The organism is Bradyrhizobium sp. ISRA464 (assembly GCF_029910095.1).
In the GTDB taxonomy this organism is placed as follows: domain Bacteria; phylum Pseudomonadota; class Alphaproteobacteria; order Rhizobiales; family Xanthobacteraceae; genus Bradyrhizobium.
On the sequence record NZ_CP094526.1, the window covers coordinates 3168791 to 3188268 of the forward strand.

Here is a 19478-nt window from a genome sequence, read left to right on the forward strand (position 1 = left end):
CTTCAGCCTTCGCCGAACACCCGCTTGAAGATCGTGTCGACGTGCTTGAGGTGATAGCCGAGGTCGAACTTTTCCTCGATCTCCGCGTCGGTCAGGTACTTCTTCACGTCGGCGTCCTTCTTGAGCAGCGTCTGGAAGTCGCCTTCGCCGCGCCAGACCGGCATCGCGTTGCGCTGCACAAGCTTGTAGGCGTCCTCGCGGCTCGCGCCCTTCTGGGTCAGCGCGATCAGCACGCGCTGCGAATGTACGAGGCCGCCGAGGCGGTCGAGGTTCTTCTGCATGTTCGCCGGGTACACCAGCAGCTTCTCGATCAGTCCGGCGAGGCGCACCAGCGCGAAGTCGAGCGTCACCGTGGCGTCGGGGCCGATCATGCGTTCGGCGGAGGAGTGCGAGATGTCGCGCTCGTGCCAGAGCGCGACGTTCTCCATCGCCGGCGTCACATAGGCGCGCACCATCCGCGCCAGGCCGGAGAGGTTTTCCGACAGCACCGGGTTGCGCTTGTGCGGCATCGCGGACGAGCCCTTCTGGCCTTCCGAGAAGAACTCTTCGGCTTCCAGCACTTCGGTGCGCTGCAGGTGGCGGATCTCCACCGCGAGGCGCTCCACCGAGGAAGCGATCACGCCAAGCGTGGCAAAATACATCGCATGGCGGTCGCGCGGGATAACTTGCGTCGAGATCGGCTCCGGCCGCAGGCCCATCGCCTTGGCGACATGCGCTTCGACGCGTGGGTCGATCTGCGCGAAGGTGCCTACCGCGCCCGAGATCGCGCAGGTCGAGATCTCGTCGCGGGCGGCGACCAGGCGGGCGCGGGCGCGGCTGAACTCGGCATGGGCATAGGCGAGCTTGAGGCCGAAGGTCACGGGCTCGGCATGGATGCCGTGGGAGCGGCCGATGGTCGGCGTCATCTTGTGCTCGAAGGCGCGGGTCTTGAGCGCCGCCAGCACTCGGTCGAGGTCGGCAATCAGCATGTCGGCGGCACGCTTGAGCTGGACGTTGAGGCAGGTGTCGAGCACGTCGGAGGAGGTCATGCCCTGGTGCACGAAGCGCGCCTCGGGGCCGACGATCTCGGCCAGATGGGTCAGGAAGGCGATGACGTCGTGCTTGGTCTCGCGCTCGATCTCGTCGATCCGTTCGACGTTGAAGGTGGCATCCTTGGCCTTGGCCCAGATCGTCTTCGCGGCCTCCTTGGGGATCACGCCGAGCTCGGCCAGCGCGTCGGCGGCATGCGCCTCGATCTCGAACCAGATCTTGAAACGCGTCTGCGGCTCCCAGATGGAGGCCATTTCCGGGCGGGTATAGCGGGGGATCATCGAAAACTCCGAAGGGGGGCGGGGCGCGCAAAGCAGCGCTGCCGGCCGATTTGTTTTTACGCCGCGCTATAGCAAATCGGGCCCGGGGAGGCCACCCATATGGGGGATTTCGAGGGGAAAACCAGGCCAAATGGGCACTCCGCGGCGGCCGGCGGAATGGTAGCCGCGAAGGGACTGCGCTCCCTCTCCCGCTTGCGGGGGAGGGCTGGGGTGGGGGCTCTTTCCGCGAGTCATGCCGTGGAGAGAGCCCCCACCCGGATCGCATCTCTCGATGCGACATAGCCGAAGCTCCGCTTCGGCGTCGTTCTCAAGAACGGCCGCCAACGGCGGCCTATGCCTCCCCCGCATGCGGGAGAGGCGCAGCGAGCCTTGGGATGGACCGATCATCCCTCTAAAGGTTCGCCAGCCCGCACTCGACGGCCAAGCGGACGAGCTGGGCGTCGGTCCGCATGCCGGTCTTGGCCTTGATCAAATAGTGGTAGTTCTGCACGGTCTTGGTGCTGAGGTTGAGGTTGGCGGCGATCTGCTCCTTGGTGCTGCCTGCCGCGAATTGCCTGAGGATCTCGATCTCCCGTTCGCCGAGCTGGTCGAGCACCGATTTCGTCGGCACCAGGCTTTCCATGGCCAGCACCCTGGCGACGTCGTCGCTCATCGCATGTTCGCCGCGCGCGACCGAGCGGATCGCCCTGATCAGCTCGGCCGGTTCGCTGCCCTTGGTGACGAAGCCGCTGGCGCCGGCGCCGAACGCCGCCTTCACCTGGGCCGCTTCGCTGTGCATGCTGAAGACGAGGATGCGGGCGGTGGAGTTGCGCGCGCGGATGTTGCGGATGGCTTCGAGGCCGCTTGCCCCCGGCATCGAGATGTCCATCACCACGACGTCGGGCTCATGCGACTTGAACGCACGATAGGCGTTGGCGGCGTTGTCGGCTTCGGCGACCACGCGGAAATCGTCCTGGTGTTCCAGCACGCGCCGGTAGCCCTGGCGGACGACGGGATGATCGTCGACCAGCAGGATCGAGATGCCTCCGGTCCTTGCCGCGGTCATCAGGCGGCGAGCGGAATCGTGGCGGCGACGGACAGGCCGCGGCTGGCGCGCGCAATCGACAGCGAGCCACCGAGCGCGGCCACGCGCTCGCTCACCCCGATGAGGCCGAAGCCCGCCGACTGCGCCACCTTGGCCGCGTCGCCGTCGCCGTCGTCCTCGACGCGGACCAGCAGCGCGTTCTCCGGCTCGGTGCGCCGCTCGATCCGCAGCACGATCTCGCGTGCGGCGCTGTGGCGCAGCGCATTGGTCAGGCATTCCTGCGCCACACGGTAGGCGGTGGCAGCGACCGTGCCGCTGATATCTGCGAGGTCGCCCTGCAGGTCGAGCTGGATCATCGGCTGGGTCGCGGCGCGCGATCGCCAGCTGTCGACGAGATCCACCAGGCTCGCCTCCAGCCCGAGTTCCTCGGCCGGCGGATGGCGCAGGCGATTCAACGTGTCGCGCAGGCACGCCATGATGCGGCGCGTGGCCTGCGAGATCATCCGTGCGTCCTGCGCGATTTCGGTACCCGCAGCGTATTTGTCCCCAGCGCTCGCTTCGATCGTACTGGTGAAGGCGAGGATGGCCGTGAGGTTCTGGCCGAACTCGTCGTGCAGCTCGCGGGCCAGCGTGCGGCGTTCGTCGTTGCGGATCTCGAGCAGGCGCCGGGTCAGAACGGCGCGCTCTTCCTCAGCCTGTGCGAGGCGCTCGCCGAGATCGCTGACGGCTTGTCCGATCATCGCCAGCTCCATCGAGCGGATGCGAGGCAGCGTCGTTCGATATTGGCCATCGGCCATGCGCCGCAGCGCCGAGACGATCGAGCGGGCAGGTGCCAGCGTATGCGCGATCGCCAGCGAGGCAAGCAGTGCGATGGCGAAGGCCATCAGCAAGGCGACATGGATGTTGTCCAGGATGTGCTGCCAGGCGAGCGCGATCGCGGCGTCCGGATCGGGCTTGGCGAGGACGGTTCCCGCGGTGACCGAGCGGGCGCTGATCGGCCGGGCGACGGCGGCGTGATCGCCGAGCAGCGTGTGCACGGCGGCAGCGAACCAGCGCGGTGGCGCCTTGCCGATCCCCTTGCTCTGGCCGCAGAGCGGCTTCTCGAACGGGCGGGCGGGCTCGAACTGAACGCAGATGCCGGGCGAGATCAGCCCCATCGTTTCGATCGTGCGCCAGTCCGGCGCGGGCAGCAATTGGTCGCGCATGCGGTTGCTGCGTAGCAACAATTCATGCCAGTAGAGCGCTCCGAGCGCCTGCGAGACACGCTCGGCGGACGCCGCCGTGGTGCGATCGACGCTGCGGTAGGCGTCGATCGTGGCCCAGACGGTGGCCGCGCCGAGGCACAGCGCGACGATGACGAGCAGGCGGGCAACCAGTTGAAGCACGAGGCGCATGCGATCACTCCACAGCCAGAGCTACTGCGTCACAGCGACGGACCCTCCTCCTGGGGAGCCCGCTGAACGCGGGCGTCTCGAAGGATGTAGGCCACAGATGGAGCCTCATGGTTCGCCTGGCGATGCGCAGTATCGTCCAGAGACACGCTTCGCGCTCCTCACCATGAGGGTGTTGTGCCACCGCAGGACTAGTAAACGATCGTAACAGCACCGCCATTCCCGGCCAATTGCAAGCGCGCGTCGCGGTGCAGATCGGGAAATTTGCCCAACAGATTTTGGGCAGATGTCTTTGGACGGCAACGGAGGCCTCTGGTCTAACGACAGGAGAGGCCTTCGATCAGGCAAGGCCGCAAGGGACAGTCGGAGCAGGGAGCCAACGCAGATGAGTGCCAAGGTCGGCGCCGCGACCGCAACAGCGGGCAAGGACAAGGACACGGCCGAACGCAGGGTCCTCTTGCTTTGGATGATTTTCACCGGCCTGTCGCTGTTCGCCGCATTCCTGCTCTGGCGATATGGGCTGATCCATCTCATGGTCAGCTCCGATCGCACCTACATTTCCAGCGTCATCGCGGTGCTCTACATCGCCACCTGCGTCCACTGCTTCTGGCGGACACGGGCGATCGCGCGGGAGGGCGAGGTGGCACGCGGCTGTCGCGCGATCCTCGCCGCGCCCGGCGGCGCCAGGGCGCTCGCTCACGAAGCGCAGGGCCTGCCGCGCGGGCTGGTCACCGATCACATAAGGAGCCTGGTGCAGAAGGCCGAGGCGCAGGCCAAAGGCCCGATCGACCAGACCCTGCTGCTCAGGACGCTCGCGGACCGCCTGCGCGGTTCCAACGGCTTTGGCGCCTTCGCCTCCGACACGCTGATGAAGCTCGGCCTGCTCGGGACCATTATCGGCTTCATCATCATGCTGGCGCCGATCGCCAGCCTCGACGCCGCCGACAAGGTCGCGATGAAATCGTCGATGGGGCTGATGAGCGACGGCATGGCGGTCGCCATGTACACGACGCTGGCGGGGCTGATCGGATCGATCATGGTCAGGATCCAGTACTACATGCTGGACTCCGCGACCCAGCGGGTGTTTTCCGACGCCGTCGTGCTGACCGAGACGCACGTTACCCCGGCTTTGGAACGCCGGTCATGATGGATGAATTCGGCCTCTATCCGCGCGACGAACAGTTCGACCCGCTCGGCGTGATGCTGTTCAAGGCGCTGCAGGTCGTGGCTTTCCTGTTCTTCCTGGCGCTGCTCGTCGTGTCGCCGGACTCCAAGGAAGGCAAGATCGACTCCAAGGCAGAGTTCATCATCACGATGGATTGGCCGGACAACCATCCCGATGATCTCGACCTGTTCGTGCAGGATCCCGCCGGCAACATCGCCTGGTACCGGCATCGCGAGGCCGGATTCCTGACGCTCGACCGCGACGATCGCGGTGGCGCCAACGACTTCATCGTGGTCAACGGCAAGAAGATCCCATCGCCGATCCGCGAGGAGATCGTCACGTTGCGTGGCATCATCCCCGGCGAATACACCGTCAACGTCTCGCATTTCCAGGCCACGACCGGCGAACCGGTCGAGGCGAATGTGAAGGTGCAGAAGCTCAATCCGACGGCGCAGGTGATCTTCGACGACAAGGTGACCCTCAACCACACCGGCGACGAGAAGACCGCAGTGCGCTTTCGCCTCGATGCCGAAGGCAAGGTGATCAACGTGGACCAGCGGCCGAAATCGCTGCTGGAGACGTTCCGCAATGTCCACGCGAACGGCGCCGATATCGATCCGAAGACAGGGGTGAGGACGCGCCGTGACTAGCTTGCAGTCGATCATCCTTACGCTCGCGGTCGCCTACGCGGTGATCGGCGCACTGTTGTTGATCGTGCTCGTCTATGCGCGGCTGCACTGGTCGCTGAAGGCGCTTGCGATCATCGTGACCAGCTCCTTCTACGTCGTCAGTTTCGGTGGAATGCGCGGGCTGCTCGGCTGGGCCACGACGGACAAGCTGCCCGCATCCTTCAAGCTGCTCGCCGCGCGGATCGTGGAGCCGCATTCGCTGGAGGGCGACCCCGGCGCGATCTACCTGTGGGTCGAACAACTCGATGAAGACAATCGGCCGAGCGCCATTCCGCGGGCCTTCCGCGTCCCTTACAACGACGCACTGGCCGAGCAGACTCACGCCGCGGAGAACGAGATCAAGGCAGGGCATACGCAGGGCGGGCGGGCGGCTGATTTCGGCGGTGGCGACGGCAGCCTCATGGATTTTGTCCGGGAGTACGTCACACCGAAGGCGATCCTGGAGACATCGGGCGGGGATTCCTCGACGGGCGAGTTCAAAGCTCCGCCGGTGGGCGCGCAAGGATCAGTTTTCACGCCGGTGCCACCGCCCCGGATGCCCGCCAAGGACGAGCAGCAATAGTGGTTAATTGGTCAGCAGGGTGGACAGTAATCGCCCGGAATCCCCTCAATCCGCAGAATATGTAAACTCGGCGCCATCCGGGGCTAGAATTTCATTTCGTAACCCATTTTTCCCGGCAAGGGGGCCGCCGCGTGAGCGGCCCCTTTCGTTTCAGGGCCTCCCCGGCGAAGCTACGGGCTGCCGCAACCCGAAGGAGAGAAGCCGTCGTCGGGCGCCAGGGTGCCCGCCGGCCGGACAGAAATATTCTATGACAGATATTGAAATCTGTCAGCGAGATGGTCTATATTGAGATCAGCGCCAGGCAGGGGCGCCAGAAGGCTTTTCCGGCACTTGGTCGGGAGGCCGAGCTTAATTGACTACCTCGAAGGACTACCTCCATGACTATCGAAATCATTCAATTGACCGCCCAGATTCAGAAGTGGCTCAACCATCGCGTCGCCCGCCATTTGGCCGCCCAGGCCGCCAAATTCACCCGCGGGCAGGACGGCGACAATCAGACGGTGAACGCATGAACGAGGCGGTGGTCTTGACACCCGAGCGGATCCTCGAAGCAACCGAGGATGTTTTGCGGCGCTTCGGATTAGCCAAGGCCACCGTGGTCGACGTCGCTCGCGCGCTGGATGTCAGCCACGGCAGCGTCTATCGCCATTTTCCCAGCAAGGCTTCGCTGCGCGACGCGGTGGCCAAGCGCTGGCTCGATCGCGCCAATGAACCGCTCTGCAAGCTTGCGGCGAGCTCCGGCCCGGCGCCAGAGCGGCTGGAGAAATGGCTCCGCACTGCCTTTACGATCAAGCAGAAGAAGGTCTGCGACGATCCCGAGATGTTCGCGACCTATCTCGCGCTGGCCCAGGAGGCGCGCGAAGTGGTGGAAGCTTACAAGGACAAGCAGGTCGACCTGATCGCGCGGATCCTGTCCGATGGCGTCGCGCAGGGCGTGTTCCAGATCGACAACGTCAAGGCGACCGCGCGGGCCGTGTTCGATGCGACCGTCCGCTACCATCACCCGGCGCATGCCGAGGAGTGGGCCAAGCCCGAATGCCCGGCGCGGATCGATGCGCTGCTCGCCCTGCTGCTGAAGGGCCTGGAAGCGCCGCGCAAGCACTAACGCCGCCGTTTAGACATCCTCCACACCTACGTTGACGCCTCTGGTCCGATTGCGGGCCCGGGGCCGCGCGCGCTTGATGTCGATCAAGGCCGGGTTCAGTCTGATCCGCCTCAACTGCAGCGGACCACGATGCGGCTCGCACTCTTTGCCGATATTCACGCCAACCGGCAGGCCTTCGCCGCCTGTCTCGAGGCCGCGCGGGCGCACGGCGCCGAGCGGCTGATCTGCCTCGGCGATATCGTCGGCTACGGCGCCGATCCCGAATGGGCCGTGGACACCGTGGCGGACCTCGTGGCCAGGGGCGCCATCGCCGTGCGCGGCAACCACGACGATGCGGTCGGCTTGCCGAGCGACCGCATGAATGACGAGGCGCAGGCCGCGATCGATTGGACCCGCGGCCGGCTCAGCGCGGAGCAGAAGCGCTTCCTCGCTAGCCTCCCGATGATGCACGAGGAAGACAATCGTCTGTACGTGCATTCCGAGGCGTCGGATCCGGCGAGATGGCGCTATGTCCGCGACACCTCCGATGCCGCGCGCAGCATGATGGCGACCGAGTTGCAGATCACGTTCTGTGGCCACATCCACCGGCCCGGGCTTTATTCAATGTCGTCGGCCGCGAAGATGACGAGCTTCGTTCCGACTGCGGGCGTCGCGGTGCAATTGCTGACGGGACGGCGCTGGCTCGCGGTGCTCGGTTCGGTCGGCCAGCCGCGTGACGGCGATTCCGCCGCAGCGTTTGCGATGTTCGATACCGCAAGCCGCGAGATCACCTATCTGCGCGTGCCCTACGACGTCCAGACCGCGGCGGCGCGGATCAGGGCGAACGGGCTGCCGCACTGGCTGGCCGATCGCCTGTTCATCGGCCGGTGATGGCCGCGGCGGCGCAATGGAGCGCGCCGCATCCGGCCGTCGCGGCTGGCCTCACAGGCGAATGCCGACGAAAGCGGTGGTGCGGATCGCACAACCAATCAGGCTGCGGTCATGCCGCCCGGAATGTTCTGATCACGCGCCTCGCCGCGCGCGGGTGAATCGGCCTCAGGCCCGCCGCAGATGCACGTAGACGATGCGTGCGGCGGCGGCCTGATCGGGCAATGCCACGTACGCACGCCGGGCAACAAAGGCAGCGTTCAGGCCAAGCCAGAACGCCAGGCCGGTCCAGACAAGGGTCATCGTCATGATGCGCGCCTCCCTTTTTATTTTAAGGAGTGTTGTGCATCCGATTGTATGAGTCTGTGAAGCCCGGATGGCCACGGTGCCCAGCACGAATATTATGCATGCGGCAACGCAGCAGCGTGGTGTGCGCCGCACATGCAGGCATCGGCGCGCACCACGCGTGACGATCGGATCGCGATGATTAGACCGCTTCGCCGCGCGCCAAGGCTGCCGCGTTGCGGATCGCGGAGATGTTGGTCTTGTAGGCCTCGACAGTTCCGCCCTTGAACACGGCGGAGCCCGCAACGAAGGCATTGGCGCCGGCGGCCGCGAGCTGGCCGGCGACATCGGGCGCAACGCCGCCATCGACCTCGATGTCGATCGGCCGGCCCGCCGTCATCGCCTTGATGTCGCTGACCTTGCCCAGCGCCGAGCGGATGAAGGCCTGGCCGCCGAAGCCTGGATTGACCGACATCACGAGCACCAGATCGATCAGATCGAGCACGTATTCGATCGCGCTTGCCGGGGTTCCCGGATTGATCGAGACGCCGGCCTTCTTGCCGAGCGCGCGGATCGCCTGCAACGAGCGGTGCAAGTGCGGGCCGGCCTCGGCGTGCACGGTGATGTGGTCGCAGCCGGCCTTGGCGAAGGCTTCGAGATAGGGGTCGCACGGCGCGATCATCAGATGCGCGTCGAAGATCTTCTTGGTGTGCGGCCGCATCGCCTTGATCACGTCGGGGCCGTAGGAAATGTTCGGCACGAAGTGGCCGTCCATCACGTCGAGATGGATCCAGTCGGCGCCGGCTTGGTCGACGGCACGGACTTCCTCGCCGAGCTTGGAGAAATCCGACGCCAGAATCGACGGAGCGATGACGAGGGGACGCGGGGTGAACGACTGAGTCATATGCGCTGTTCCGGAGACTTGCGGGGGCGTACGGGCGATTCCGCCTAACATGCGGATGCGCGGCGGGCAATGCGAGCGGGCTGGGCGCTGTGGCCGGAAAAATATGCCGCGGCGGCAGCTCTTGCCGGGTGTGCGGCCTTCCGGCCGCTTGCGGAAGGCGCGGATTTGATTGGGTTTTTGCCATGGCACAGCGCTTGCTGGAGCATGATCCAGAAGAGTGGGGCCGGCTTTCCGTCGACCGAGGCGCGATCATGCTCGAGGGAACCGGCAAGCGTTGTAGCCGCCATGTGCGGCGCTGTTCGGAGTATTGCCATGTTGTTTGCCATTGGCGCTGCGTCGTCCGCCATCGATCTCTTGAGCTCCTTGATATCGTCGAAGTCGCCCCAGGCGACGGCGCAGACGCAGACGGCTGGGTCCAACCAAGGCACCGGCCTGTTCGACCCGTCGACGGCCACGTCGATCTCGACCAGCAGCAATGCGAGCGTCGGATCGGGCAGCGGCACCGCGCAGATCTCGCCGCAGACGATGAGCGCGCTGCTCGCCGCGCAGAGTCAGTCGCAGACCACAGGCACGAGCAGCGCGAGTTCGACCAGCCGGTCGGACGCGCTGAAGGACCTGTTCTCCCAGATCGACACCAACGGCGACGGCCAGATCACCAAGTCCGAATTCGAGAGCGCGCTCGGCGCCGGCGGCACAAACGTCGCGCAGGCCAACGATGTGTTCTCCAAGCTCGATACCAATGGCGACGGCACCGTCAGCCTCAACGAGATGGCGCAGGCGCTGCAGGGCCACAAGGGTGGCCACCATCACCATCACATGGCCGGCGGCTCGACCGATGGCGCCGGCTCCAGCAGCGGCGCCGGCGGTTCGGGCTCCGATCCGCTGACACAGTCGCTTGATGGCGCCACCACCACCTCGGTGACCAACAGCGACGGGTCGACCACGACCACCACGACCTACGCCGACGGCTCGAAGGTGACGCTGACGATGCCGGCCTCGTCGTCGTCCGCCTCCAGCAACGCGACCTCGTCCTACAATTTCATCGAGCAGCTGATCCAGCGCCAGTCGCAGGCGATCACCGCGCAGGCGTCGCCGTCGGTTTCGGTCAGCGCCTAGCCGAACCGGCCCTGCCAGCTCGGCAGGGCGCCGCGGAAGGGCAGCGCGGTCGCTGAATAGACGCCGCGTGCGATCGCCCGCGCCACCGTGTTGGCGGCCACCGCGCCGAGACTGGTCAGGCCGAACAGCGGGTCGATCGGCTTTGCGCCGGTGGCTGCGGCAAACACCACATCGCCGTCGAGCGGCGCATGCACCGGATAGATCGCCCGCGCCATGCCGGTCTGCGCGATCATCGCAAGCCGCTTGGCCTGCGGCTTGGTCAATTGCGCGTCGGTCACGACCACAACGAGCGTGGTGTTCTCCGCGGCGGTCGCGTCCACACCGCCCTTCAGCCGCACCTTCAGCATGTCCGGCGTGAACGACGGCGGCAGGCCGCGGCCGCCGAACTCGCCGTCGACCTCGAACGGTGCGGCCCAGAACCAGGGGCCGGTGCCGATGGTCACGCTGCCGACGGCATTGACCACCGCGAGCGCTGCGACCGTCACGCCGTCGTCGGTCCTGGCCGACGCCGAGCCGAGGCCGCCCTTCAGGCCGGCCGTGGTCGCGCCCATGCCGGCGCCGACGCTGCCGAGCCGGAAGTCGCTCGTTGCCGCGCTCACCGCCGCGTAGCCGAGATCGCGATAGGGCGGAAAGCGTCCCCACGCCTTGTTGCCGCCGTTGAGCAGATCGAAGCAGACCGCGCCCGGCACGATCGGGATCACCGCGTCGCGAATGCGGAAGCCGCGGCCGCGCTCGGCAAGCCACGCCTGGACGCCGCCGGCGGCATCGAGCCCGAGCGCGGAGCCGCCGGACAGCGTGATTGCATCGATCGCCTCGACGACGTTCTGCGGCGCAAGCAGGGCATCCTCGCGGGTGCCGGGACCGCCGCCGCGGACATCGATCGAGGCCACCGCCGGCTTGTCGAAGATGATGGCGGTGACGCCCGAGGCGATCGCGGCGTCGTCGGCGTGGCCGACGCTGACGCCGATAATGTCGGTGAGAAGGTTTTTCACGATGCGATCCGTTCGTGCCTGCTGCCCTGGATCGGATATAGCAGCCGCGCCGGCTGCATCAACCGCAATGCGCGCGGGCACGCGCGGCAGGTATTGCCGAACGCTCAACAAAAAACGCCCCGGCTTGCCGGGGCGTTTTGCGCTGTCGTCCGATTGCGATCAGAACGATCTCAGGAACCCTTCGGGTTGATCTCGGCGTAGTTGCCCTTGGCGTCCCACTTGTAGACGACGTAGTCGATCGCCTTGATGTCGCCCTTGGCGTCGAAGCCCATCTTGCCGAGCACGGTATCCCAGTCGCCGGCCTTGATCGTGGCCATCACCTTCTTGGGGTCGGTGGTGCCGGCCTTGGCGACGGCCTGCGTCCAGACCTGCATCGCGGCGTAGGTGTAGAGCGTGTAGCCTTCGGGATCGATATTCTTGCTCTTGAACTTCTCGACGATCGCCTTCGCGGTCGGCTTGTTGCGCGGATCGGGGCCGAAGGTGAACAGGGTGCCTTCCGCGGCCGGGCCGGTGATCGAGGCGAACTCCTTGTCGTTCAGCGCGTCGCCGGCCATCAGCACGGTCCGCAGGCCCTGGTCGCGCATCTGGCGCAGGATCAGGCCGGCTTCCTGATGGTAGCCGCCGACATAGACCAGGTCGATGTTCTCGCGCTTCAGGCGGGAGACGATCGAGTTGAAGTCCTTGTCGCCCTTGTTGTAGGACTCGAACATCTTCTCCTTGAAGCCGGCCTTGTTCAGCGCCTTCTTGGTCTCGTCGGCGAGGCCTTTGCCGTAGGTGGTCTTGTCGTTCAGGATCGCGACGTTCTTGCCCTTGAAGTTCTTGATGATGTAGTCGGCGGCGACCAGGCCCTGCTGGTCGTCGCGGCCGCAGACGCGTGCCACGTTCCAGAGCTTGCGCTCGGTGAACAGCGGGTTGGTCGAGGCCGGCGTGATCTGCAGAACGTTGCCGTCGGCATAGGCTTCCGACGCCGGGATCGAGGACGACGAGCAGAAGTGACCGGCCACGAACGGAATCTTCGAGCTGCCGATCTTCTCCGCCACCGAGCGGGCCTGTTTGGGATCGCAGGCGTCGTCGTCGGTCTCAAGCGCGAGCTTCTTGCCGAGCACGCCGCCGGCCGCGTTGATATCGGCGATCGCCATCTCGGCGCCGTTCTTCATCTGTCGGCCGAACGCGGATTCGGAGCCCGTCATCGGGCCTGCCACTGCGACGGTGATGTCCTGCGCGAACGCGCTCGCCGACAATGCGAACGAAGCGCCCAAAGCCAGGCCGATGAGCTTCAATGATTTCATGACAAGTCCTCGTGGTCGTTGCCTCTTGGGAAGAACCCGGCAGGCGGGTTCAATAACCGGCGCCATTGTCGGCTGATTTCCCGGCGAAGTCACCGGCAATTTTCAGGCAAATCGACGCTTCGCGCGCAGCATCCTGATGCAGGGGGCGTCGCAGCGCGAGGTTAGCCGCGGCGGCCGCCTTCCAGATAGGCGGCGCGGATTTCCGGGCGCTGCAGTAATTCGTTGCCGGTTCCGGCCAGCGTGATCAGGCCGTTGACCATGACATAGCCGCGATGGGCGAGCTTCAGCGCGTGGTTGGCGTTCTGCTCGACGATCAGCACAGTGAGGCCATCCTGCCGGTTCAGCGTGCGGATGGCCTCGAAGATCTGCCGCGCGATCAGCGGCGCGAGGCCGAGCGAGGGCTCATCCAGCATCAACAGGCGCGGCCGGCTCATCAGGGCGCGGCCGATCGCGAGCATCTGCTGCTCACCGCCCGACAGCGTGCCGCCGCGCTGGGCGATGCGTTCCTTCAGGCGCGGGAACAATGCGAAGACGCGCTCGAGCGCGACGGCGCGTTCGGCCTCGCTGCTGTCGGTTGCATCGGCGCCCATCTGCAGGTTTTCCGCCACGCTCATGCGCGGAAAGATCCGCCGTCCTTCCGGTGACTGCGCAATCCGCAGCCGGGCGATCTCGTGGGTCGGCACGCCGGTGATGTCGTGGCCGTCGAACTCGATCCGGCCGGCGCGGGCGCGCGGCTTGCCGAAGATCGTCATCATCAGCGTCGACTTGCCGGCACCGTTGGCCCCGATCAATGCCACGATCTCGCCGGGATTGATCTCGATGTCGACGCCCTTCAGCGCCTCGATCTTGCCGTAGGCGGCGCGGAGGCCGCGGACCGCGAGGAGGGGTGTGGTCGAGCTCATCGAACCACCTGGCAACGGTCATGGCCGGGCTTGTCCCGGCCATCCACGTCTTTCTCGCCACGTGATCGGAAACGCGTGGATGCCCGGGACAAGCCCGGCCATGACGATGATGGAGAACGGACGAGCATGAGTCCCTTGCAGGGGGAGGTGGGGAGTTTGTCAGCGGCGCTCACGGGGTACTCTCCATCACCGCGATCGCCTCTTCCTCGTCGGCGCCGAGATAGGCGGCGATCACCTTGGGATCGTCGCGCACGGTTTGTGGCGTGCCCTCGGCGATCTTGACGCCGTAGTCCATGACCACAACGTGATCGGAGATCTCCATCACGACCGACATGTCGTGTTCGATGAGCAGGATCGAGGTGCCTTGCTCGGCGCGGATCGACAGCAAGAGCTCGTTGAGCGCGCCGCTCTCCCGCGCGTTCAGGCCGGCCGCCGGCTCGTCGAGGCAGAGCAGCGCGGGCTCGGTGCACATCGCGCGCGCGATCTCGAGGCGCCGCTGGTCGCCATAGGGCAGGTTGCCGGCGGCGTCGTCGGCGCGCGCGAGCAGCCCGACACGACCGAGCCAGGTCCGCGCCAGCTCGATGGCCCGCTGCTCGGCCTGCCGCCATGTCGGCGCGCCGATCAGGCCGAGGAAGGTCAGCCCGGAGGCGCGCATCAGCGCGTTGTGCTGGGCGACCATCAGGTTCTCCAGCGCGGTCATGCCTGGAAACAGCCGGATGTTCTGGAAGGTGCGCGCGACCTTGGCCTGCCTGGAGATGCGGAAATCGTTCAACCGCTCGAGCTGGATCACCCGGCGGTCGTCATGGGCCAGCCGGATGGCGCCGCCGCTCGGCCGGTAGAAGCCGGTGATGCAGTTGAAGACCGTGGTCTTGCCCGCGCCGTTGGGGCCGATCAACGCGGTGATCTTGCGCCGTTCGGCGGCAAAGGAGAGGTCGTTGACGGCGACGATGCCGCCGAAGCGCATCATCAAATGGTCGACGGTGAGGATGTCGTCGCCGCTCATCCGTGGCCCTCCTTGACGAGGTCGGACGAGATCGCCTGCTGCCGCTCGAGGAACACGGTCGGCGCACGATGGCCGATCAGCCCGCGCGGCCGCCAGATCATCAGCAGCACCATGGCCATGCCGAACACCAGCATGCGGTATTGGTCGAGGCCGCGGAACAGCTCGAAGCCGCCGATCATGGCAAGCGCGGCCAGCGCGACGCCGAGCTGCGAACCCATGCCGCCGAGCACGACGATTGCCAGCACCAGCGCCGATTCCTGGAAGGTGAAGGATTCCGGGCTGATGAAGCCCTGACGGGTGGCGAAGAACGCGCCGGCAAGGCCGCCGAACATCGCGCCGGTCGCGAACGCCGTCAGCTTGGTCGTGGTGGTGTTAATGCCGAGCGCGCGGCAGGCGACCTCATCCTCGCGCAGCGCCTCCCAGGCGCGGCCGATCGGCAGCCGCCGCAGCCGGATCGTCACCCAGTTGGTGATCAGCGCCATCGCCAGGATCAGGTAGAACAGGAAGACTAGGCGGTGGGTCGGCGAGAACTCGATGCCGAGCTTGGCGGCGAGCCCGTCATCGCTGTTGTCGAGCGGGATACCGAACACGGTCGGGCGCGGAATCCCCGATACGCCGTTCGGGCCGCCGGTCAGGTCCTGCCAGTTGATGATGACCAGGCGAATGATCTCGCCGAAGGCGAGCGTGACGATGGCGAGATAGTCGCCGCGCAGCCGCAGCACGGGGAAGCCGAGCATCACGCCCCAGCACGCCGCCAGGATGCCGGCGAGCGGCAGGCAGACCCAGAACGAAAGGTCGAAATTGGTGGCGAGCAGCGCGTAGGAATAGGCGCCGACCGCATAGAAGGCGACATAGCCGAGATCGAGCAGGCCGGCGAGGCCGACCACGACGTTCAGCCCCCAGCCCAGCATCACATAGGTCAGGACCAGGATGGCGAGGTCGAGAATGTAGCGCTGGTTGTAGAAGATCACCGGGACGAACAAGGTGAAGGCCAGCAGCGCCGGCGCGAGCCAGCGCCCCACGAAGGACGTCGCGGCTTGCAGCGGCTTCGGGATGACCCGATCGGTGTCGACCGGTCCCCACCATTGCCGCAGCAGTTCGATGATGATGCTGCCGCCGAACACGGTCGCGACGATGGCGGCGAGATCGCCGAACCGCGTCCAGTAGATCAGACTGCCTTCTGGGCCGGCTTCGGTGCGCGCGCCGATCATTAGCGAGAACAGGACCAGCGCGGCAGCAGCGCTGACCAGGGCTTTCTTGAGGATGAAGGCGCCGCCCGAAGGCTGCGAGGCGTGGGGGCGGGCTGATGTCGCGCTCACGTAGTGCCGCCTCGTCAGACTTTTTCGATTTCGGGACGGCCGAGTAGACCGGTCGGCATGAAGATCAACACCACGATCAGGATCGAGAATGCGGCGACGTCCTTGTACTCGACCGAGAAATAGGCCGACCAGAACGTCTCGATCAGGCCGATCGCGAGCCCGCCGAGCATCGCGCCGGGCAACGAACCGATGCCGCCGAGCACGGCAGCGGTGAACGCCTTGATGCCGGCGACGAAGCCCATGAAGAAATCGACCAGGCCATAATAGAGCAGGTACATCATGCCGGCGACGGCGGCGAGCGCGGCGCCGATCACGAAGGTCATCGAGATGGTGCGGTCGACGTCGACGCCGAGCAGCGCAGCCATCGTCTGGTCCTGCTCGCAGGCGCGCATGTCGCGGCCGAGCCGCGTGCGCGAGACCAGCCAGGTGAACAGCGCAAGCACCACGATGGTGGCGAGCACCACCAGGATCTGGATGTTGGAGAGCTGCACCGCGAAGCCCTCTGCGCCTTCATGCAGCGTGTAGCCGCCGGTGATGATCGGCGGCACCGGCTTCACCCGCGCGCCCTGCGACACCTGCGAGAAGTTGGTCAGCACGAACGACATGCCGATCGCCGAGAGCATCGGCGCGAGGCGGAACGAATGCCGCAGCGGCCGGTAGGCGATCCGCTCGATGGTCCAGCCATAAAGCGCGGTGATCGCCATCGAGACCAGCAGCACGATCAGGAGGATCACCGGGATCGCGGTGAGGCCGAGCGAGACCAGGACCAGGAACGAGATCAGGGCGATGAAGCCGCCGATCATGAAGATGTCGCCATGGGCGAAGTTGATCATGCCGACGATGCCATAGACCATCGTGTAGCCGATGGCGATCAGGCCGTAGATCGAGCCGAGCACGAGGCCGTTGATCAGTTGCTGGGCGAAATAATCCATGCGCTGCCGCTAGAGCCCGTTCGATTGAGAACCAAGCAGGCCCTCGTTTTGGGTTGAACGCGTTTTCTTCACGCGAACCGGTCTCCACTTCGCTTGAAAACGCTACGTCGAGAGTGACGCGGCGAGGGCCCCGGCAGCCTGAGGCGACGCGTCGTGTCATTTTCTAACAGCGGAACCACGGGGGCGGCAACAGCGCCGGCTGCCGCGGAAGGGGCTTGTACATAACTACTTTGGAGGGTGCGGTTCCGCCGTCACAGGTCAGACACGGCTTTGCCTTGCAATGATCACGCCGGAACTGTTGTTCCCGCGCAACTCCGGATCAGGCCGATGCGTTGCTTCTATGCTTCACGAAGCAAGGGAGATACCCGCATGGGCGGCCAGAACCAGAACCCGGGCCAGCAAGATCAAAAGCCGGGCCAGCAGAGCCAGACCCCGGGTCAGAAGCCCGGACAGCAGCAGGGCGGCGGCGCCAAGCCCGGCCAGCAGCAGCAGGATCCAGGCCGTCAGGGCCAGAACCCCGGCCAGCAGGGGCGCTAGTTCGGGAAAACCTGAGAGCAGCAATGACCGAAGGGCCTCGCCGTAAGGCGGGGCCTTTCATCTTTGCCCTTTTGCCCCGTTTTGGCACGGGTACGGACCGTCCCCGACAATCCCCAGACGAGTTAAGGTAAACAAAGGGTTTAAATTGCCGCTGGCTGTCTAACGGCGTTACGTCGCAAGCCGGATCGCCGCCCGCAACCAGGGGCCGCGCAAGCGTGAGAAGCGACATGTCCAGCAATTGGCGGATCAGTTCATGCAACGGCGCGCTGCTCGCGGCTTATTTCATTCCAGTGTGGACGCTCATCGCCTTCAACATCATGGTGTCGCCGATCCACGGGCTCTATGAGCGGCCGAGCGTATCGATCGCGCTGTACGCCAGCGATCATCTGCAGCTCGCCAAGATGGCGACCGTGCGGCTCGCCTGGCTGCTGGCGCTGGCGCGGATCACTGTGGTGGCGTTCTTCGCGGTCTTCCTTGTGATGCTCACCCGTCCGTCGCTGCGCAAGACCGGCGGCTGCGACGAAGCGCTCGCCGTCGCGCTCTGCCTCGGCAGCGTGCTCAGCTTCACCAGCATGCTGCTGGCCTCGAAGGCCGGCGAGCTGGAAGCGCTGCGCATGCATGCGGCCGAGCTTCTGATGCTGCTCGGCACCGCGATCGTGATGCTGGTCGAGAAGCCGGTGACGCCGGCCGTCGAAGCAGGCGCGGCCAAAGCAGCCGCACCGTCCGGCGAGCTATCCCTTCAGCAGCCCTAATTCGGCGATGATCGCATTGGCTTCCTTGACGGCGTGGTTGGCCGCCGGGACGCCGCAGTAGATCGCCTGTTGCAGCAGGATTTCCTTGATGTCGTCGGGCGTGAAGCCGCCCTCGGCGAGCGCCGCCCGCACATGCAGGCGGAATTCCTCCCACTGGCCGAGCGCGACCATGGTGCCGATGACGAGCACGCGCCGCGTGCGATGATCGAAATGCGGCCGCGTCCAGATGTCGCCCCACGCATAGCGGGTGATCAGGTCCTGGAAGTCGGTGTTGAACGCGTTGCGGCTCTTGATCGACTTGTCGACCCATTCGTTGCCCAGCACCTTGCGTCGCTGCGTCATGCCCGCATCGCGGCGTTGGTTGTCGTCCATGGCTGTCTCCTCTCCGTCGGTCCTTCACCTCTCCCCGTGGGAGAGGTCGGCGCGAAGCGCCGGGTGAGGGGCTCAGGTGTTACGAGCGAGCGTAACCCTCACCCGGATCGCATCTTGCGATGCGATCCGACCTCTCCCGAAGGGAGAGGTGTTCGAATGCACGGCGTTAGCGTTGCGTCAGGAAGCCGACCACGGCTTCGGTGAAGGCGTGCGACTGCTCGACATTGGAAATGTGCGCGGCGTCGAGCAGCGTCATGCTGGCGTTGGGAATGCCGCTGCGGATCATTTCCGCCGCCGACACCGGCGTCGCCATGTCCTGCCGTCCCGCGATCACCAAAGTCGGGCTCTTGATCTTCGGCAGCAGCGCGCGCTGGTCGAGCGTGGAGAGCGCCTCGCAGCAGGCGAGATAGCCCTCGACAGGAGAGGCGAGCAGCATCGCCTTCAGGCGCGCCGTGGTCTCGGGCTCGCGTTCGCGGAAATCCGCGGTCAGCCAGCCGGCGATCACGGTGTCGGCGACGGCCGCGATGCCGCCTTCCTTCACCGCCTTGATCCGGTTCAGCCAGTTGGTCGGATCCGGGTAATAGCAGGAAGTATTGGCAAGGATCAGCTTGTCGAATCGTTCAGGCGCGTTGGCGCCGAGCCATTGCCCGACCATGCCGCCCATCGAGAGCCCGCACCAATGCACCTTCTCGATGTTGAGGTCGTCGAGGATCGCCAGCACGTCGCGGCCGAAGCGCTCCATCGAGTAGGGGCCGGGTGGCACGCTCGATTTGCCATGGCCGCGGCGGTCGTAGCGGATGACGCGGAACATCTGCGTCAGCGCCTTCATCTGCGGCTCCCACATTTGCAGGGTGCAGCCGAGCGAGTTCGACAGCATCAGCGTCGGTCCGCCGTCGCGGCCGTCGACCTGGACATTGAGCAGGCATCCATCGGCGTCGATCATTGGCATCGGACAGTACTCC

The 19478-nt window shown here is 65.7% G+C and carries 22 protein-coding genes; 8 read left to right on the forward strand and 14 right to left on the reverse strand.

What is annotated here, in order from left to right; all coding sequences use genetic code 11:
• Positions 1–2: 2 nt before the first annotated feature.
• From purB to MTX19_RS14660, 3 genes are all read right to left on the reverse strand, one after another.
• Positions 3–1310: an adenylosuccinate lyase gene (purB, locus tag MTX19_RS14650; protein WP_280984193.1), complete on the reverse strand. Its 1308-nt coding sequence runs from the start codon at positions 1308–1310 to the stop codon at positions 3–5.
• 391 nt (positions 1311–1701) lie between these two features.
• Entirely contained in the window at positions 1702–2355 is a 654-nt protein-coding gene (locus MTX19_RS14655) for a response regulator transcription factor (protein ID WP_280984194.1), read from the reverse strand.
• Positions 2355–3728 (reverse strand): histidine kinase, encoded by a 1374-nt coding sequence (locus MTX19_RS14660; RefSeq protein ID WP_280984195.1) that lies wholly within the window; start codon positions 3726–3728, stop codon positions 2355–2357. Before MTX19_RS14660 ends, MTX19_RS14655 begins: the two co-directional genes overlap by 1 nt.
• Before the next feature lie 382 nt (positions 3729–4110).
• Between MTX19_RS14660 and MTX19_RS14665 the strand changes: the two genes are divergently transcribed.
• The 6 genes from MTX19_RS14665 to MTX19_RS14690 all read left to right on the forward strand — a co-directional run bounded on the left by MTX19_RS14665 (position 4111) and on the right by MTX19_RS14690 (position 8116).
• Positions 4111–4872, forward strand: a complete 762-nt coding sequence (locus MTX19_RS14665) for a MotA/TolQ/ExbB proton channel family protein (RefSeq protein WP_280984196.1) — start codon at positions 4111–4113, stop codon at positions 4870–4872.
• The gene (locus MTX19_RS14670; RefSeq protein WP_280984197.1) at positions 4869–5540 is read left to right on the forward strand and encodes a hypothetical protein; all 672 of its coding nucleotides are present in this window, start codon (positions 4869–4871) and stop codon (positions 5538–5540) included. The genes MTX19_RS14665 and MTX19_RS14670 overlap by 4 nt, the downstream gene beginning before the upstream one ends.
• A complete protein-coding gene (locus MTX19_RS14675; RefSeq protein ID WP_280984198.1) occupies positions 5533–6141 on the forward strand; it encodes a hypothetical protein in 609 nt (202 codons plus the stop codon). The genes MTX19_RS14670 and MTX19_RS14675 overlap by 8 nt, the downstream gene beginning before the upstream one ends.
• Positions 6142–6518: 377 nt before the next feature.
• Positions 6519–6653: a hypothetical protein gene (locus MTX19_RS14680; RefSeq protein ID WP_280977119.1), complete on the forward strand. Its 135-nt coding sequence runs from the start codon at positions 6519–6521 to the stop codon at positions 6651–6653.
• Complete coding sequence (locus MTX19_RS14685; RefSeq protein WP_280984199.1) at positions 6650–7246, forward strand: TetR family transcriptional regulator; 597 nt, start codon at positions 6650–6652, stop codon at positions 7244–7246. Before MTX19_RS14680 ends, MTX19_RS14685 begins: the two co-directional genes overlap by 4 nt.
• Positions 7247–7375: 129 nt before the next feature.
• The gene (locus tag MTX19_RS14690; protein ID WP_280984200.1) at positions 7376–8116 is read left to right on the forward strand and encodes a metallophosphoesterase family protein; all 741 of its coding nucleotides are present in this window, start codon (positions 7376–7378) and stop codon (positions 8114–8116) included.
• 165 nt (positions 8117–8281) lie between these two features.
• Here MTX19_RS14690 and MTX19_RS14695 read toward each other — a convergent pair whose 3' ends face one another.
• Together MTX19_RS14695 and rpe are read right to left on the reverse strand one after the other, a co-directional pair.
• Positions 8282–8422, reverse strand: coding sequence for a hypothetical protein (locus MTX19_RS14695; RefSeq protein WP_280977122.1), 141 nt, complete (start codon positions 8420–8422; stop codon positions 8282–8284).
• Between the two features lie 178 nt (positions 8423–8600).
• A complete protein-coding gene (gene rpe, locus MTX19_RS14700) occupies positions 8601–9302 on the reverse strand; it encodes a ribulose-phosphate 3-epimerase (RefSeq protein ID WP_280984201.1) in 702 nt (233 codons plus the stop codon).
• Between the two features lie 312 nt (positions 9303–9614).
• On the opposite strand from rpe, the gene MTX19_RS14705 reads away from it, so the two are divergent.
• Positions 9615–10418 carry an EF-hand domain-containing protein gene (locus MTX19_RS14705; protein WP_280984202.1) on the forward strand — a complete coding sequence of 268 codons (804 nt, stop codon included), beginning with the start codon at positions 9615–9617 and terminating at the stop codon, positions 10416–10418.
• Here MTX19_RS14705 and MTX19_RS14710 read toward each other — a convergent pair.
• The 7 genes from MTX19_RS14710 to MTX19_RS14740 all read right to left on the reverse strand — a co-directional run bounded on the left by MTX19_RS14710 (position 10415) and on the right by MTX19_RS14740 (position 17416).
• Complete coding sequence (locus MTX19_RS14710; RefSeq protein ID WP_280984203.1) at positions 10415–11410, reverse strand: P1 family peptidase; 996 nt, start codon at positions 11408–11410, stop codon at positions 10415–10417. The two genes, MTX19_RS14705 and MTX19_RS14710, sit on opposite strands and share 4 nt — an antisense overlap.
• A gap of 170 nt (positions 11411–11580) precedes the next feature.
• Positions 11581–12699, reverse strand: a complete 1119-nt coding sequence (locus tag MTX19_RS14715; protein ID WP_280984204.1) for a branched-chain amino acid ABC transporter substrate-binding protein — start codon at positions 12697–12699, stop codon at positions 11581–11583.
• Positions 12700–12860: 161 nt separating this feature from the next.
• Positions 12861–13601: an ABC transporter ATP-binding protein gene (locus MTX19_RS14720; RefSeq protein ID WP_280977129.1), complete on the reverse strand. Its 741-nt coding sequence runs from the start codon at positions 13599–13601 to the stop codon at positions 12861–12863.
• 169 nt (positions 13602–13770) lie between these two features.
• Positions 13771–14604, reverse strand: a complete 834-nt coding sequence (locus MTX19_RS14725; protein ID WP_280984205.1) for an ABC transporter ATP-binding protein — start codon at positions 14602–14604, stop codon at positions 13771–13773.
• Positions 14601–15923, reverse strand: coding sequence for a high-affinity branched-chain amino acid ABC transporter permease LivM (gene livM / locus MTX19_RS14730; protein ID WP_280986036.1), 1323 nt, complete (start codon positions 15921–15923; stop codon positions 14601–14603). The genes MTX19_RS14725 and livM overlap by 4 nt, the downstream gene beginning before the upstream one ends.
• A gap of 14 nt (positions 15924–15937) precedes the next feature.
• Positions 15938–16855, reverse strand: coding sequence for a branched-chain amino acid ABC transporter permease LivH (locus MTX19_RS14735; protein ID WP_280984206.1), 918 nt, complete (start codon positions 16853–16855; stop codon positions 15938–15940).
• Between the two features lie 345 nt (positions 16856–17200).
• Positions 17201–17416, reverse strand: a complete 216-nt coding sequence (locus MTX19_RS14740) for a hypothetical protein (protein ID WP_280985024.1) — start codon at positions 17414–17416, stop codon at positions 17201–17203.
• A gap of 203 nt (positions 17417–17619) precedes the next feature.
• Between MTX19_RS14740 and MTX19_RS14745 the strand changes: the two genes are divergently transcribed.
• On the forward strand, positions 17620–18144 hold the full coding sequence (locus tag MTX19_RS14745) for a hypothetical protein (protein WP_280984207.1): 525 nt from the start codon (positions 17620–17622) through the stop codon (positions 18142–18144).
• Here MTX19_RS14745 and MTX19_RS14750 read toward each other — a convergent pair.
• Together MTX19_RS14750 and pcaD are read right to left on the reverse strand one after the other, a co-directional pair.
• Positions 18124–18516 (reverse strand): carboxymuconolactone decarboxylase family protein, encoded by a 393-nt coding sequence (locus MTX19_RS14750; protein ID WP_280984208.1) that lies wholly within the window; start codon positions 18514–18516, stop codon positions 18124–18126. The two genes, MTX19_RS14745 and MTX19_RS14750, sit on opposite strands and share 21 nt — an antisense overlap.
• A gap of 166 nt (positions 18517–18682) precedes the next feature.
• Positions 18683–19465 (reverse strand): 3-oxoadipate enol-lactonase, encoded by a 783-nt coding sequence (pcaD, locus tag MTX19_RS14755; protein WP_280986037.1) that lies wholly within the window; start codon positions 19463–19465, stop codon positions 18683–18685.
• Between the last annotated feature and the right edge of the window lie 13 nt (positions 19466–19478).